Source organism: Streptomyces sp. MMCC 100 (assembly GCF_041538145.2).
Taxonomy (GTDB): Bacteria; Actinomycetota; Actinomycetes; order Streptomycetales; family Streptomycetaceae; genus Streptomyces.
The window spans coordinates 1,779,434-1,793,583 of the sequence record NZ_JBGORK020000001.1 but is presented as its reverse complement, the minus strand read 5'-3'; the positions used below and the strand labels follow the sequence as shown (position 1 = coordinate 1,793,583).

The 14,150-nt window shown below is 70.9% G+C and carries 19 protein-coding genes; 5 read left to right on the top strand and 14 right to left on the bottom strand.

From position 1 onward, the window contains the following. Positions 1 to 74: 74 nt before the first annotated feature. Positions 75 to 539 carry a DUF3618 domain-containing protein gene (locus tag ABS735_RS08205; protein ID WP_373902200.1) on the bottom strand — a complete coding sequence of 155 codons (465 nt, stop codon included), beginning with the start codon at positions 537 to 539 and terminating at the stop codon, positions 75 to 77. Continuing rightward, positions 536 to 955, bottom strand: a complete 420-nt coding sequence (locus ABS735_RS08200; RefSeq protein ID WP_226030390.1) for a phage holin family protein — start codon at positions 953 to 955, stop codon at positions 536 to 538. Before ABS735_RS08200 ends, ABS735_RS08205 begins: the two co-directional genes overlap by 4 nt. Before the next feature lie 162 nt (positions 956 to 1,117). Between ABS735_RS08200 and dapA the strand changes: the two genes are divergently transcribed. Continuing rightward, entirely contained in the window at positions 1,118 to 2,038 is a 921-nt protein-coding gene (gene dapA, locus ABS735_RS08195; RefSeq protein ID WP_373902199.1) for a 4-hydroxy-tetrahydrodipicolinate synthase, read from the top strand. Here the strand turns inward: dapA and ABS735_RS08190 are convergent. Further along, on the bottom strand, positions 2,023 to 2,262 hold the full coding sequence (locus ABS735_RS08190) for a hypothetical protein (protein ID WP_373902198.1): 240 nt from the start codon (positions 2,260 to 2,262) through the stop codon (positions 2,023 to 2,025). The two genes, dapA and ABS735_RS08190, sit on opposite strands and share 16 nt — an antisense overlap. Before the next feature lie 121 nt (positions 2,263 to 2,383). On the opposite strand from ABS735_RS08190, the gene ABS735_RS08185 reads away from it, so the two are divergent. Together ABS735_RS08185 and ABS735_RS08180 are read left to right on the top strand one after the other, a co-directional pair. Further along, on the top strand, positions 2,384 to 2,572 hold the full coding sequence (locus tag ABS735_RS08185; protein ID WP_373902197.1) for a hypothetical protein: 189 nt from the start codon (positions 2,384 to 2,386) through the stop codon (positions 2,570 to 2,572). A gap of 105 nt (positions 2,573 to 2,677) precedes the next feature. Beyond that, complete coding sequence (locus ABS735_RS08180) at positions 2,678 to 3,340, top strand: DNA alkylation repair protein (protein WP_373902333.1); 663 nt, start codon at positions 2,678 to 2,680, stop codon at positions 3,338 to 3,340. Between the two features lie 56 nt (positions 3,341 to 3,396). Here the strand turns inward: ABS735_RS08180 and dapD are convergent, their stop codons facing one another. From dapD to ABS735_RS08125, 11 genes are all read right to left on the bottom strand, one after another. Beyond that, positions 3,397 to 4,386, bottom strand: coding sequence for a 2,3,4,5-tetrahydropyridine-2,6-dicarboxylate N-succinyltransferase (gene dapD, locus ABS735_RS08175; protein ID WP_373902196.1), 990 nt, complete (start codon positions 4,384 to 4,386; stop codon positions 3,397 to 3,399). Between the two features lie 9 nt (positions 4,387 to 4,395). After that, positions 4,396 to 4,989, bottom strand: coding sequence for a TetR/AcrR family transcriptional regulator (locus ABS735_RS08170; RefSeq protein ID WP_373902195.1), 594 nt, complete (start codon positions 4,987 to 4,989; stop codon positions 4,396 to 4,398). After that, the gene (locus ABS735_RS08165) at positions 4,989 to 5,309 is read right to left on the bottom strand and encodes a DMT family transporter (protein WP_373902194.1); all 321 of its coding nucleotides are present in this window, start codon (positions 5,307 to 5,309) and stop codon (positions 4,989 to 4,991) included. The genes ABS735_RS08170 and ABS735_RS08165 overlap by 1 nt, the downstream gene beginning before the upstream one ends. Positions 5,310 to 5,404: 95 nt before the next feature. Continuing rightward, a complete protein-coding gene (locus ABS735_RS08160; RefSeq protein ID WP_059301801.1) occupies positions 5,405 to 5,737 on the bottom strand; it encodes a metal-sulfur cluster assembly factor in 333 nt (110 codons plus the stop codon). After that, entirely contained in the window at positions 5,734 to 6,204 is a 471-nt protein-coding gene (sufU, locus tag ABS735_RS08155; protein WP_373902193.1) for a Fe-S cluster assembly sulfur transfer protein SufU, read from the bottom strand. Before sufU ends, ABS735_RS08160 begins: the two co-directional genes overlap by 4 nt. A 17-nt stretch (positions 6,205 to 6,221) precedes the next feature. Next, entirely contained in the window at positions 6,222 to 7,478 is a 1,257-nt protein-coding gene (locus ABS735_RS08150; RefSeq protein WP_373902192.1) for a cysteine desulfurase, read from the bottom strand. After that, on the bottom strand, positions 7,475 to 8,239 hold the full coding sequence (sufC, locus tag ABS735_RS08145; RefSeq protein WP_373902191.1) for a Fe-S cluster assembly ATPase SufC: 765 nt from the start codon (positions 8,237 to 8,239) through the stop codon (positions 7,475 to 7,477). The genes ABS735_RS08150 and sufC overlap by 4 nt, the downstream gene beginning before the upstream one ends. A 7-nt stretch (positions 8,240 to 8,246) precedes the next feature. Continuing rightward, the gene (locus ABS735_RS08140; RefSeq protein WP_052841896.1) at positions 8,247 to 8,564 is read right to left on the bottom strand and encodes a non-heme iron oxygenase ferredoxin subunit; all 318 of its coding nucleotides are present in this window, start codon (positions 8,562 to 8,564) and stop codon (positions 8,247 to 8,249) included. Further along, positions 8,561 to 9,745: a Fe-S cluster assembly protein SufD gene (sufD, locus tag ABS735_RS08135; RefSeq protein WP_373902190.1), complete on the bottom strand. Its 1,185-nt coding sequence runs from the start codon at positions 9,743 to 9,745 to the stop codon at positions 8,561 to 8,563. Before sufD ends, ABS735_RS08140 begins: the two co-directional genes overlap by 4 nt. Before the next feature lie 60 nt (positions 9,746 to 9,805). Next, a complete protein-coding gene (sufB, locus tag ABS735_RS08130; protein WP_003976894.1) occupies positions 9,806 to 11,227 on the bottom strand; it encodes a Fe-S cluster assembly protein SufB in 1,422 nt (473 codons plus the stop codon). Continuing rightward, positions 11,224 to 11,982, bottom strand: a complete 759-nt coding sequence (locus tag ABS735_RS08125; protein ID WP_373902189.1) for a helix-turn-helix transcriptional regulator — start codon at positions 11,980 to 11,982, stop codon at positions 11,224 to 11,226. Before ABS735_RS08125 ends, sufB begins: the two co-directional genes overlap by 4 nt. A 171-nt stretch (positions 11,983 to 12,153) precedes the next feature. Here ABS735_RS08125 and ABS735_RS08120 point away from each other — a divergent pair, with 171 nt between their 5' ends. Both ABS735_RS08120 and ABS735_RS08115 read left to right on the top strand, forming a co-directional pair. After that, positions 12,154 to 12,942 carry an AAC(3) family N-acetyltransferase gene (locus ABS735_RS08120; RefSeq protein WP_373902188.1) on the top strand — a complete coding sequence of 263 codons (789 nt, stop codon included), beginning with the start codon at positions 12,154 to 12,156 and terminating at the stop codon, positions 12,940 to 12,942. 76 nt (positions 12,943 to 13,018) lie between these two features. Beyond that, entirely contained in the window at positions 13,019 to 13,942 is a 924-nt protein-coding gene (locus ABS735_RS08115) for an ABC transporter ATP-binding protein (RefSeq protein ID WP_373902187.1), read from the top strand. Positions 13,943 to 14,150: the final 208 nt, after the last annotated feature.

Genomic DNA, 14,150 nt, shown 5'->3' with positions numbered 1-14,150 from the left:
CGGCACCGGCTGGATGTACGTGGCGAGGGGCCCCGTCCGGAGCCCCTCGCCACACCGCGTTCCCGGCGGCGCTCTCAGCAGTGCCCGTGGTGACGGCGCCGCACGAGGCTCGCCGCGACCACCACGCCCGCCGCCGCCCCGGCGACCAGCACGGCGCGCGGATGCCCGAGCCCCGCGTGCACCGCGCCCCGCGCCCGTCCCGGCGGCGCGTGCCGCTCCGCGGTGTTCCGGGCCCGGTCCGCCTTGTCGTGCGCGGTGTGACCGGCCCGGCCCGCCTTGTCCTGTACGGCGTGCCCGGCGTGCGCGGCGGAGCTGCGCAGTTGCACGCTCATGGCGCCGGCCTTGTCCTTCAGGTCGGCGGCACGGGCCTTGGCGCGGCCCTTCACGTCGGCCTTGCCCGCCAGTTCCTCGACGGTGTCGCCGAGCTGTCCGCGGGTCTGTTCGATCTGCTGCCGCAGCTCGTCGGGGCCCTTGGCCCCGCCGACCGGCTGCGCGGTGGAGCCGCTCCTCGTACCGTCCCGGCTCGTCGCGTCGGTCATCGATGTGCCCTTTCCCTGATCTGGTCCACGTCGGCCCTGACGCTGCCGAGGGTCTCCTCGGGCTTGGGTGGCACGGCCCGGCGGAGCTGGGCGCGACCGGTCATGGCCAGGACGCCGGCGATCACGAAGAGCGCCGCCGTCACGATGAGCGCCGCGGCCCAGACGGGCAGTACCAGCGAGAGCGCGGCGGCGGCCGTGCCGGCCAGGGCGAACAGGCCCACGTAGGCGATGGCGCCCGCGGCACCGAGCATCCCGCCGCCGCGCCCGGCACGTTTGCCCTTCTCGGCCAGTTCCATCTTGGCGAGGGCCACTTCCTGCCGCACGAGCCGCGAGAGCTGTTCGGTGGCCTGCCCGACGAGTTCGCCCACGGAGTGCTGCTCGTCGCGCACCGGCCTGGTGTGCATGGTTCCGGTCACGGTGTTCCCGCCTCCTCTCGGTTCGGAGCACCCCGGGTACCCCGGCCCGAGCGGCACTACCCGCACCCGCACCGCACCCGCCCACCGATTGAAGTACCACTTACAGATATCTCGTAGGAGAATTAAGTGGAGCTACACCATCAGGTTGCCGACACTACTTCCATGACGACAGACGAAGACCGCCGCGCCCCCTTCCGCCGCACCCTGTGCGCCATGGTCACGCCCTTCACCGAGTCCGGCACGCTCGACCTCGACGGTGCCCGGCGCCTTGCCGACCGGCTGGTCTCGCGGGGCTGCGACGGCCTCGTGCTGTCCGGCACCACGGGCGAGTCGTCGACCACCACGGACGCCGAGAAGGCGGCACTGGTGACGGCGGTCCGGGAGGCCGTCGGGGACCGTGCGGCGCTCGTCGCCGGGGTCGGTACCGCGGACACCCGGCACACCGTGGAACTGGCCCTGGCCGCCGAGAAGGCCGGCGCGGACGGACTGCTGGTGGTCGCGCCGTACTACAGCAGGCCCCCGCAGGACGCCCTGGAGGAGCACTTCCGCGAGGTCGCCGACGCGAGCGGCCTGCCGGTGATGCTCTACGACATCCCGGGCCGCACCGGCACCCGCATCGAACCCGACACCCTGGTCCGCCTGGCCGAGCACCCGCGGATCGTCGCCGTCAAGGACTGCTCGTACGACCTCCTCGGCACCCAGAAGGTGCTGTCCCGCACCGGCCTGGCGTACTACGCGGGCTGTGACGAACAGGTCCTCGCCCTGTACGCGATCGGCGCGGCCGGCTGTGTCAGCACCGTCGCCAATGTCGTGCCGGGCCTGTTCCGGACCGTCCTGGACGCCTTCGACGCGGGCGACACCGCGCGGGCCGCGCTGCTCCAGCGACGGGCGGTCCCGCTCATCGAGTCGATGATGGCGGCCGGCCTGCCCGGCACGGTCACCGCGAAGGCGCTCCTCGGCACGCTGGGCCTGCCGGCGGGCCCGGTCCGCGCACCGTTGCGGCCCGCGGCCCCGGAGACCACGGCCGGTCTGCTGGCGGCCTACGAGGAACTGACCGCCGGCGCCGGTCAGTTCCAGGCGTAGCCGTCGCCGAGCAGCAGGGTGTGCTCCAGTACGTCCTCCGCCGGGTCGTCGATCTGCCCGACGTGGACGTTGAGGAGGCCCACGCGGGGGCCGTTGTGCGAACCGGTCGTCGTCTCGTCGGCGTGCGCGGTCCCCGCGGCCCCCACCGGCAGCCAGCACACCAGCACCGCGGCGCCCGCCCCGGCCAGCCGACGCGCCACGGCCCCCACCCGCTCGTTCGTCATCCCAGGCCCCTCGTTTCGTCGGATCGACGTCTGATCGGACTCCGCGTCCACCCGTTCATCCGCCAAGACCACCGGTAAGTCACGGGCAGTCATCCGTACGTGCGGGTTACGGTTGCCCGCGATGAGCAGAAGACGCTACGTGGCGCGGGGCGTCCCGGGCGGATACCGCATATGGGACAGCAAGGGCCGCCGCTGGTGGGGCGACCTCTACGAACTGTGCCCCGACGACCTCCTGACCGAGCTGAACGGCGCGGCCGACCAGGCCCGCATCACCGCCCTGCTGAAGCGGTACCGGGCCCTGAAACGGTGAGCGCCGTAGGCTGAGCCCCGCAGCTGACCGACAGGGCGACAGGAGGCGGCCGAGGTGCCGGAGAAGACGCCGACCGAGCCGGCCGGGCCGACGGTGGCCGAGGTGATGGCCGAGCTGGCCGGGCTCGAGGACCCGAAGGTCCGGGCCGTGAACGAGAAGCACGGCGACGACCACGGGGCGAACCTCACCAAGCTGCGCGCACTCGCGAAGCGCCTGAAGACACAGCCGGAACTGGCGCGCCGGCTCTGGGCGACGGACGACACCGCCGCACGGTTGCTGGGCATCCTGGTCTGCCGCCCGAAGTCCTACGACCGCGACGAGCTGGACACCATGCTGCGCGAGGCCCGCACCCCCAAGGTGCACGACTGGCTCGTCACCTACGTGGTGAAGAAGAACCCGCACGCCGAGGAACTGCGCGTGGCCTGGACCGCCGATCCGGACCCCGTGGTCGCGAGTGCCGGCTGGGCACTGACCACCGAACGCGTGGCGAAGAAGCCGGCGGGTCTGGACCTCGCGGGCCTGCTGGACACCGTCGAGTCCGAGATGAAGGACGCCCCGGACCGCCTGCAGTGGGCGATGAACCACTGCCTGGCCCAGATCGGCATCGACCACCCCGAACACCGCACCCGCGCCATCGCCGTCGGCGAGCGCCTCGGAGTCCTGAAGGACTACCCCACTCCCCCGGGCTGCACCTCCCCGTACGCCCCCGTCTGGATCACGGAGATCGTCCGCCGGCAACAGGAGAAGGCCGCCCCCACGGGCACCTGAGCGCCCTCCCCGCGACAGACGGAAAGGGCGCTCGGCGAACCTGCGTCGGCTTCGACTCAGTTGTGGCTGTGCAGGACCTCGTTCAGGCCGCCCCAGACCGCGTTGTTCGGGCGGGCCTCGACCGTGCCGGTGACCGAGTTGCGGCGGAAGAGGATGTTGGAGGCGCCGGAGAGTTCGCGGGCCTTGACGACCTGGCCGTCGGGCATCGTGACGCGGGTGCCCGCGGTGACGTAGAGGCCGGCCTCGACCACGCACTCGTCACCGAGCGCGATGCCGACGCCCGCCTCGGCGCCGACCAGGCAGCGCTCGCCGATGGTGATGCGGACGTTGCCGCCGCCGGAGAGGGTGCCCATGGTGGAGGCGCCGCCGCCGATGTCGGAGCCGTCGCCGACGACGACGCCCGCGGAGATGCGGCCCTCGACCATCGAGGTGCCGAGCGTGCCGGCGTTGAAGTTGACGAAGCCCTCGTGCATGACCGTGGTGCCCTCGGAGAGGTGCGCGCCGAGGCGGACGCGGTCGGCGTCGGCGATGCGGACGCCCTTGGGGGCGACGTAGTCCGTCATGCGGGGGAACTTGTCGATCGAGGTGACCTGGAGGTGCAGGCCCTCGGCGCGGGCGTTGAGGCGGACCTTCTCGAGGTCGTCGACGGCGACGGGGCCGAGCGAGGTCCAGGCGACGTTGGCGAGGTGGGCGAAGATGCCGTCCAGGCTCTGGCCGTGCGGCTTGACCAGGCGGTGGGAGAGCAGGTGCAGACGCAGGTAGACGTCGTGCGTGTCGACCGGCTTCTCGTCCAGCGAGGAGATGACCGTGCGGACCGCGACCACCTCGACGCCGCGGCGGGCGTCCGGACCGACCGCGGCGGTGGCGCCGCCGCCCAGGAGTTCGGCGGCCTGTTCGGCGGTGAGGCGCTCGGTGCCGGACGGGCCCGGCTCCGCGGACAGTTCGGGGGCCGGGAACCAGGTGTCGAGGACGGTGCCGTCGGCGGCGATCGTGGCGAGGCCGGCGGCCACGGCGCCGGTGGTGCGGGGAGCAGTCGTGTCGGTCATGAGGGCAACCTAACCGGCGGTCGCCGGTGGAAGCGAGCCGGGACCCCGGCCGTCTCGGGTGCCGGGCGCGGGGACCAGCCGGGCCAGCACCTCCCGCGCGTACTCCTCGTTGTACGGCGTGTCCGTGAGCAGCACCTGGAGGCAGATGCCGTCCAGTACGGCGACCAGGGCGCGGGCCGTGGTGGGGTCCGTGCGGGCGGCGAGCAGGGCGCCCACGCCCTCGGCCCACTCGGCGGCGACCGGGCGCAGCGCGGGGCGGCGCAGGGCGGCGAGGTACAGCTCGTACTCCAGCTCCACGCCGGTGCGGTCGCCGCCGAGCCATTCGCCGAGGACGCGGGCCAGTTCGGCGGGCAGGTCGGCCTCGGGGTCGGAGAGGGCCGGGTGGGCGGCTACGACCTTGGCGAAGCCCTCGTTGGCCTGGCGCAGGGCGGCGACCATGAGGTCGTCGAGGGTGGCGAAGTGGTACGTCGTGGAGCCGAGCGGCACGTCCGCCTCGGCGGCGACGGTGCGGTGGCTGAGGCCGGCGATGCCCGCACGTCCGACGACCCTGATCGCGGCGTCGATGAGGCGCTGGCGGCGCTCCGGGTCGTGGCGGCGGGGCATCAGTGGGCTCCGCCCAGGTTGAGGACGACGACGCCGATGATGATCAGCGCGATGCCGGCGGCCTTGGTCGCCGTCATCCCCTCGCCCATGAAGGCCATCCCGATGGCGGCGATGGCGGCCGTGCCCACCCCGGCCCAGATCGCGTAGGCGGTGCCCATGGAGAGGACCTTCAGGGTCTGGGCGAGCAGCGAGAAGGAGAGCAGGTACCCGAGCGCCGTCAGCAGGGAGGGCACCAGCCTGCTGAAGCCCTCGCTGTACTTCATGGCGGTGGTGCCGGCGACCTCGGCGGCGATGGCTCCGGCCAGGAGCAGATATCCCATGTGTACGAGCGTACATAACGAGGGTGGGCGCGGACACGGGAACGGCGACACCCGAGGGGTGCCGCCGTTCTCCGAAGCGGTGCTGCCGGTGGGTCTCAGACGTTGAACCCGAGCGCGCGCAGCTGCTCGCGGCCGTCGTCCGTGATCTTGTCGGGGCCCCACGGCGGCATCCAGACCCAGTTGATGCGCAGCTCGCTGACCAGACCGTCGGTGGCGGACTTGGCCTGGTCCTCGATCACGTCGGTCAGCGGACAGGCCGCCGAGGTCAGGGTCATGTCGATGGTGGCGATGTTCGCGTCGTCGACGTGGATGCCGTAGATCAGGCCGAGGTTGACGACGTCGATGCCCAGCTCGGGGTCCACGACGTCCATCAGGGCCTCGCGGAGTTCCTCCTCCGAGGCCGGCTTCATCTCGAGGGTCTCGCTCATGCCGTCGTCTCCTTCTCGGCGTCGGCGCCGTCCAGTGCCTGGGCCGTCGCGTCCTTCCAGGCCATCCAGCTCAGCAGGGCGCACTTGACCCGGGCCGGGTACTTCGAGACCCCGGCGAACGCGACCGCGTCCTCCAGGACCTCCTCCATGGCGTCGTCCGGCTCGACCTTGCCCTTGGACTGCATCAGATCCAGGAAGGTCTCCTGGATCCGCTGCGCCTGGGCCAGATCCTTGCCGACCAGCAGGTCGTTCAGCACGGAGGCGCTGGCCTGGCTGATGGAGCAGCCCTGCCCCTCGTAGCTGACGTCGCTGATCGTCGTGCCGTCGTACTTCACGCGGAGCGTGATCTCGTCCCCGCAGGTGGGGTTGACGTGGTGGACCTCGGCGTCGCCATCCCGCAAGCCCCGTCCGTGCGGGTTCTTGTAGTGGTCCAGGATGACTTCCTGGTACATGGAGTCCAGCTTCATGCTCTTCGCTCGTCCCGTCAGCCGAAGAAGTTCCGTACGTGCTCCAGGCCGTCGACCAGTGCGTCGATCTCGGCCGGCGTGGAGTACAGATAGAACGACGCTCGTGTGGTCGCAGGAATTCCGTAGCGCAGGCAGACGGGGCGGGCGCAGTGGTGGCCGACCCGGACCGCGATGCCCTGCTCGTCGAGGACCTGGCCCACGTCGTGCGGGTGGATGTCCCCCAGCGTGAAGGAGATCGCCGCGCCGCGCTCCTCGGCCGTGGTGGGGCCGATGATGCGCAGGTCCGGGACCTCGAGCAGGCGCTTGACGGCGTACTCGGTCAGCGCGTGCTCGTGGGCGAGGATCCTGTCCATGCCGATCGAGTTCAAGTAGTCGATCGCCGCGCCCAGACCGACCGCTCCCGCGATGGGGGGCGTGCCCGCCTCGAACTTGTGCGGGGCCGGGGCGTAGGTGGAGGAGTGCATCGAGACGGTCTCGATCATCTCGCCGCCGCCGAGGAACGGCGGGAGGTCCTCAAGGAGCTCCTGGCGCCCCCACAGCACGCCGATGCCGGTCGGGCCGCACATCTTGTGGCCGGTGAAGGCCACGAAGTCGGCCTGGAGGGCCTGTACGTCCAGTGGCATGTGCGGCGCGGCCTGGGAGGCGTCGACGCACACGAGCGCGCCGACCTCCTGGGCGCGGCGCACGATCGCCTCGACCGGGTTCTGGGTGCCCAGGATGTTGGAGACCAGCACGAAGGAGACGATCTTCGTCTTCTCGGTGATGACCTCGTCGATGTTGGACAGGTCCAGGCGGCCGTCGTCGGTGAGACCGAACCAGCGGAGCTTCGCGCCGGTGCGCTGCGCCAGCAGCTGCCACGGCACGATGTTGGAGTGGTGCTCCATCTCCGTGATGACGATCTCGGTCTCGTGGTCCACGCGGTAGGGCTCGTCGGCCCAGCCCAGCATGTTCGCGACGAGGTTGAGGGACTCCGAGGCGTTCTTGGTGAAGATCACCTCGTCGCGCGAGGGCGCGTTGATGAACTCCGCGACCTTGTCACGCGCGCCCTCGTACAGCGCCGTGGCCTCCTCGGCGAGGACGTGCACGCCGCGGTGGACGTTGGCGTTGTAGCGCTCGTAGTACTCGCTGAGCGCGTCCAGCACCTGCCGCGGCTTCTGGCTGGTCGCCGCGTTGTCCAGGTACACGAGCTTGTGCCCGTCGTGGACCTGGCGGTCCAGGATGGGGAAGTCCTTGCGGATCGCCTCGGTGTCGAGGAGGCCCGGCAGCTGTGTCACTCGGATGCGCCGCCCTTCGTGTATGCCTCGTAGCCCTCGGCCTCCAGCTTGTCGGCCAGCTCGGCGCCGCCGGACTCGGCGATGCGGCCGTTGGCGAAGACGTGGACGTGGTCGGGCTTGATGTAGCGCAGGATGCGCGTGTAGTGCGTGATCAGCAGGGTGCCGACCTCGCCGGTCTCGCGGACGCGGTTGACGCCCTCGGAGACGACGCGCAGGGCGTCGACGTCCAGGCCGGAGTCGGTCTCGTCGAGGACCGCGATCTTCGGCTTGAGCAGCTCGAGCTGGAGGATCTCGTGGCGCTTCTTCTCACCGCCGGAGAAGCCCTCGTTGACGTTGCGCTCGGCGAAGGCGGGGTCCATGTTGAGGCGCTCCATGGCCTCCTTGACCTCCTTGACCCAGTGCCGCAGCTTGGGGGCCTCGCCGCGGACGGCGGTGGCGGAGGTGCGCAGGAAGTTGGAGACGGAGACGCCGGGGACCTCGACCGGGTACTGCATGGCGAGGAAGAGGCCGGCGCGGGCACGCTCGTCGACGGACATCTCCAGGACGTCCTCGCCGTCGAGGGTGACGGTGCCGCCGGTGATCGTGTACTTGGGGTGACCGGCCAGCGAGTAGGCGAGGGTCGACTTGCCGGAGCCGTTGGGGCCCATGATGGCGTGCGTCTCGCCCTGCTTCACGGTGAGGTCGACGCCCTTGAGGATCTCCTTCGTGGCGTTGTCGGCCTCGACGGTGACGTGCAGGTCTCGGATTTCAAGCGTTGCCATGGGTGCCTCAGGACTCCTGGGTGAGGGAGACGAGCACGTCGTCCCCTTCGATCTTTACGGGGTATACGGGGACGGGGCGCGTCGCCGGAAGACTGTCGGGCTTGCCGGAACGGAGGTCGAAGCGCGAGCCGTGCAGCCAGCACTCGATGTGGCAGTCGTCGACCTCGCCCTCGGACAGGGAGACGTTCGCGTGCGAGCAGATGTCGTTGATCGCGAAGACCTCGCCCTCGGTCCGCACGACGGAGATCGGCGTGCCGTCGAGTTCCACCCGCTTCGGGGTGTCCTCCTCCAGCTCGTCCGCTCCACAGACGCGTACGAAGGTCATGCGACCGACGCCTCCAGCTCCTCCGCGATCTTGGTGAGCAGGCGCTCCTGGATGTCCGCGACGCCGATCTGCTGGACCAGCTCGGCGAAGAAGCCGTGGACCACCAGGCGGCGGGCGTCGAGCTCGGGGATGCCGCGCGCCATCAGGTAGAAGAGCTGCTCGTCGTCGAAGCGGCCGGTGGCGGAGGCGTGACCGGCACCGACGATCTCGCCGGTCTCGATCTCCAGGTTCGGCACCGAATCGACCCGCGCGCCGTCGGTGAGGACGAGGTTGCGGTTCATCTCGTAGGTGTCGGTGCCCTCGGCCGCGGCCTCGATGAGCACGTCGCCGATCCAGACCGCGTGCGCGTCGTCGCCCTGGAGCGCGCCCTTGTAGACGACGTTGGACTTGCAGTGCGGGACGTTGTGGTCGACCAGGAGGCGGTGCTCCTGGTGCTGGCCGGCGTCGGTGAAGTACAGGCCGAACAGCTCGGCCTCGCCGCCGGGGCCGGCGTAGGCCACGCGCGGGTGCAGCCGGACCAGGTCGCCGCCGAAGGTGACGACGAAGGACTTGAAGGTCGCGTCGCGGCCGACGAGTGCGTTGTGCTGGCCGACGTGCACGGCCTTGTCGTCCCAGTCCTGGACGGAGACGACGGTCAGCTTGGCGCCGTCGCCCAGGACGTAGTCGACGTTGGCGGCGAGCACCGCGTCACCGGTGTGGTCGATGACGACCACGGCCTCGGCGAAGGCGCCCAGCTCCACGACCTGGTGGGCGTAGGCGGTGCCGCCCTCGCCGTGCACGGCGATGCGGATCGGCTCGGTGAGGACCGTCTCCTTGGGGACGGTGATCACGCCGGCCTTCTCGAACGCCGAGTAGGCCTGGGCGGCGACCCGGTCCACGGGGGTGCCGGCCCGGCCGATGCGCGCGTCGTCGCGGCCGACGGTCTCGACGACGACGCCCTCGGGCGCGTCGATGTCGACCTTCACGCCGTCGCCGGTGGCGACGGCGGTGCCGTCGTGCAGCCCGCGCAGCCGCTCCAGCGGGGTGAACCGCCACTCCTCCTCGCGGCCGTGGGGGACCGGGAAGTCCGCCACGTCGAAGGACGCGGGTGCGCTCATGCGCGTGGCGACGGTCGACTCGGCGGCCACCGCGATCTGGCCCGCGGTGGTGGACCCCACGGGGATGTTCTGAGCCTCAGCCATGGCTGTCGGTCTGCTCTCTTCCTACGTTCCTGAATCTGGTGACTGCTGTGGGGGCGGCGGTCAGCCGACCGCGCCCTCCATCTGCAGCTCGATCAGCCGGTTGAGCTCGAGGGCGTACTCCATGGGCAGCTCCTTGGCGATCGGCTCGACGAAGCCGCGCACGATCATCGCCATCGCCTCGAACTCGCTCAGACCGCGGCTCATCAGGTAGAAGAGCTGGTCCTCGGAGACCTTGGAGACGGTCGCCTCGTGGCCCATGGACACGTCGTCCTCGCGGACGTCCACGTAGGGGTACGTGTCGGAGCGGGAGATGGTGTCGACGAGCAGCGCGTCGCACAGCACGTTCGACTTGGAGCCGTGGGCGCCCTCGCCGATCTCGACGAGGCCGCGGTAGGAGGTGCGGCCGCCGCCGCGCGCCACGGACTTCGACACGATGTTGGAGGAGGTGTTCGGCGCCATGTGGACCATCTTGGAGCCGGCGTCCTGGTGCTGGCCCTCGCCCGCGAAGGCGATGGACAGGGTCTCGCCCTTGGCGTGCTCGCCCATCAGGTAGACGGCCGGGTACTTCATCGTCACTTTGGAGCCGATGTTGCCGTCGATCCACTCCATGGTCGCGCCCTCGTACGCCACGGCGCGCTTGGTGACCAGGTTGTAGACGTTGTTCGACCAGTTCTGGATGGTCGTGTAGCGGCAGCGGGCGTTCTTCTTGACGATGATCTCGACGACCGCGGAGTGCAGCGAGTCCGACTTGTAGATCGGCGCGGTGCAGCCCTCGACGTAGTGCACGTAGGCACCCTCGTCGACGATGATCAGGGTCCGCTCGAACTGGCCCATGTTCTCCGTGTTGATACGGAAGTAGGCCTGGAGCGGGATCTCGACGTGCACGCCCTTCGGCACGTAGATGAAGGAGCCGCCGGACCACACGGCGCTGTTCAGCGACGCGAACTTGTTGTCACCGACGGGGATGACGGTGCCGAAGTACTCCTTGAAGAGCTCCGGGTGCTCCTTGAGGGCCGTGTCGGTGTCCAGGAAGATGACGCCCTGCTCCTCCAGGTCCTCGCGGATCTGGTGGTAGACGACCTCGGACTCGTACTGCGCGGCGACACCGGCGACCAGGCGCTGCTTCTCCGCCTCGGGGATGCCGAGCTTGTCGTACGTGTTCTTGATGTCCTCGGGCAGGTCCTCCCAGGACTCCGCCTGCTTCTCCGTGGAGCGCACGAAGTACTTGATGTTGTCGAAGTCGATCCCCGACAGGTCCGAGCCCCAGTTCGGCATCGGCTTCTTCTCGAAGAGGCGCAGGCCCTTGAGGCGGAGCTTGGTCATCCACTCCGGCTCGTTCTTCTTCGCGGAGATGTCGCGGACGACGTCCTCGTTGATGCCGCGCTTGGCAGAGGCGCCGGCCGTGTCGGAGTCGGCCCAGCCGTATTCGTACTTGCCCAGGCCCTCGAGCTCAGGGTGAGCAGTCTCCGTGGGGAGAGTCATGCGGGGTTCCTCCCGGCCGTGCTTGCAGATGCGTGAGCGGTGTTCTTGGGCGCGCGCGCCGTGGGTGGCGCGTGCGAAGTCTTCGGAATGAACGTGGTGCAGACGCCGTCGCCGTGCGCGATGGTCGCGAGCCGCTGTACATGCGTACCGAGCAGCTCGGCGAAAAATTCCGTCTCCGCCTCGCACAGCTGCGGAAACTGCTCCGCGACGTGGGCGACCGGGCAGTGGTGCTGGCACAGCTGCTCGCCCTGCTGGGGGTGGGGCGCGCTCCGCGCGGTAGCAGCGTACCCGTCCTTGGTCAGGGCCCTGGCCAGCGCTTCCGCGCGTTTTTCGGCGGGGACGGACTCGACGGCCTTGCGGTACGCGGCCGACTGGGTGGCGATCCTGGCGCGGGCGAAGGCGGCGATCGCCTGCTCCCCGCCCTCCTGCTCGGCGATCCAGCGCAGGGCGTCGGCGGCCAGCTTGTCGTACGACTGGTCGAAGGCGTCCCGGCCGCAGTCGGTGAGCGCGAAGACCTTGGCGGGCCGCCCGCGCGTGCGCGCGCCGTAGACCCGCTGCTCGCGGGCCTCGACCACGTCGTCGGCGACCAGGGCGTCGAGGTGACGCCGGACGGCGGCCTGGGTCAGGCCCAGGCGTCCGGCGAGCTCGGCGACGGTCGACGGCCCGTGGTCCAGGATGGAGCGCGCGACGCGGTTGCGGGTGGACCGCTCACCGGTCGCGAGTTCCTCCTGCGGAACCTCACCGACGTTTTTCACAACGCCATTGTTGCGTAATTCCTCCGGGGCGGGCAAGCCGCGTCCGGATCATCGGACGGTGCCCTGCGTCACTTAGGCATACCTAAGGTGACCTGCGGAAACGATCTTTGATCGATCAGCCGCGGGGCAATCCACTGGCGTCCGCACCCGCCTTCCGGGACACTCCCCCGCATGCCCACACCCCCTCCGACCGGCCCACTCGTCACCCGCGGCACGCTCGCCGCCGGGCTGCGCCAACTGGGTGTGCGGACCGGCGACACCCTCCTCGTGCACTCCTCCCTCAGCTCGCTCGGCTGGGTCTGCGGAGGTCCCGTCGCGGTCGTCCAGGCGCTCCTCGACGTCCTCGGTCCGAGCGGCACCCTGGTGGTCCCGACCCAGACCGGCGACCTCTCGGACCCGGCCCTGTGGACCAGCCCGCCGGTGCCCGAGGAGTGGTGGGAGACCGTGCGCGCGGCCACGCCCGCCTACGACCCCCTGATCACGCCCTCACGCGGTGTCGGGGTGGTCCCGGAGACGGTGCGCACCTGGCCCGGCGCCCGGCGCAGCGCCCATCCGCAGACCTCCTTCGCGGCCCTCGGCGCCCGCGCCGCCGAGGTGGTCTCGGGCCACGCGACCGACTGCCGGCTCGGCGAGCGGAGCCCGCTGGCCACGCTGGAACGGCTGGCCGCCCGGGTCCTGCTGCTCGGCGCGGGCTACGACGCGTGCACCGCCTTCCACCTCGCCGAGTACCGGATCCCTGCCCCGCTGGTGGAGGTGGGGCGGCCGGGGCCGGTGGGGTGGGAGCGGGTGACCGAGGTGTCGATCACCTCGGAGAGCTTCGACGAACTGGGCCACGACTTCGAACGGGACCGGCCCGTCCTGCGCGGCAGGGTCGGCGCGGCCGACGCACGCCTGTTCCCCCTGCCGGACGCGGTCGCCTACGCCGAGCGGTGGCTGCCCCTGCACCGCCCCCGCGAGTGAGTCCGGTCCCGGGTGCCGGGAGGTTTTCCACACCCCCGCGCCCGGCCGGTCGTCCGCCTACCTAGACTCGTGACCCATGCGAAGTGAGCCCGTGGTCCAGGTCCAGGCCCTGGTGAAGCGGTACGGCACGAAGACCGCGGTGAACGGCCTAGACCTGGTGGCCCGCACGGGCGTCACCGCAGTGCTCGGCCCCAACGGGGCGGGCAAGACGACCACGGTCGAGACCTGTGAGGGATACCGCAGACCGGACTCCGGGACGGTGCGTGTCCTGGGCCTGGACCCGGTCCGGCAGGGCGCCGAGCTGCGCCCGCGGATCGGCGTGATGCTCCAGTCCGGCGGCGTCTACTCCGGCGCCCGCGCGGACGAGATGCTGCGCCACGTGGCGAAGCTGCACGCCCACCCGCTGGACGTCGACGCGCTGATCGAGCGGCTCGGGCTGGGCTCGTGCGGCCGCACCACGTACCGCAGGCTCTCGGGCGGGCAGCAGCAGCGGCTCGCCCTCGCGATGGCCGTGGTGGGCCGCCCGGAGCTGGTGTTCCTCGACGAACCGACCGCCGGCCTCGACCCGCAGGCCCGCCGCGCCACCTGGGACCTCGTACGGGACCTGCGCGGCGACGGAGTCTCGGTGATCCTCACCACGCACCACATGGACGAGGCCGAGCAGCTGGCCGACGACGTCGCCATCGTCGACGCCGGACGGGTCGTCGCCCAGGGCTCCCCGGAGGAGCTGTGCCGCGGCGGCGCCGAGAACACCCTGCGGTTCACGGGCCGGCCGGGACTGGACGTCGCGTCCCTGCTCAAGGCGCTGCCCCCGGACTCCTCGGCCGCCGAGCTGACCCCGGGCTCCTACCGGGTGAACGGCAAGGTCGACCCGCAGCTGCTCGCGACGGTGACCTCCTGGTGCGCCCAGCACGGGGTGATGCCGGACCGCATCTCGGTGGAGCGGCACACGTTGGAGGACGTTTTTCTGGAGCTGACGGGCAAGGAGTTGCGCTCATGACGTCGGTCAGCACCGAGGACGGCCGGGGGCCCGGGGGTCGCCCCCCGGGAAGACACAGCCTGGAGCTGACGGGCAAGGAGCTGCGCTCATGACGTCGGTCAGCACCGAGGACGGCCGGGGGCCCGGGGGTCGCCCCCCGGGAAGACACAGCCTGGAGCTGACGGGCAAGGAGCTGCGCTCATGACGTCGGTCAGCACCGAGGACGGCC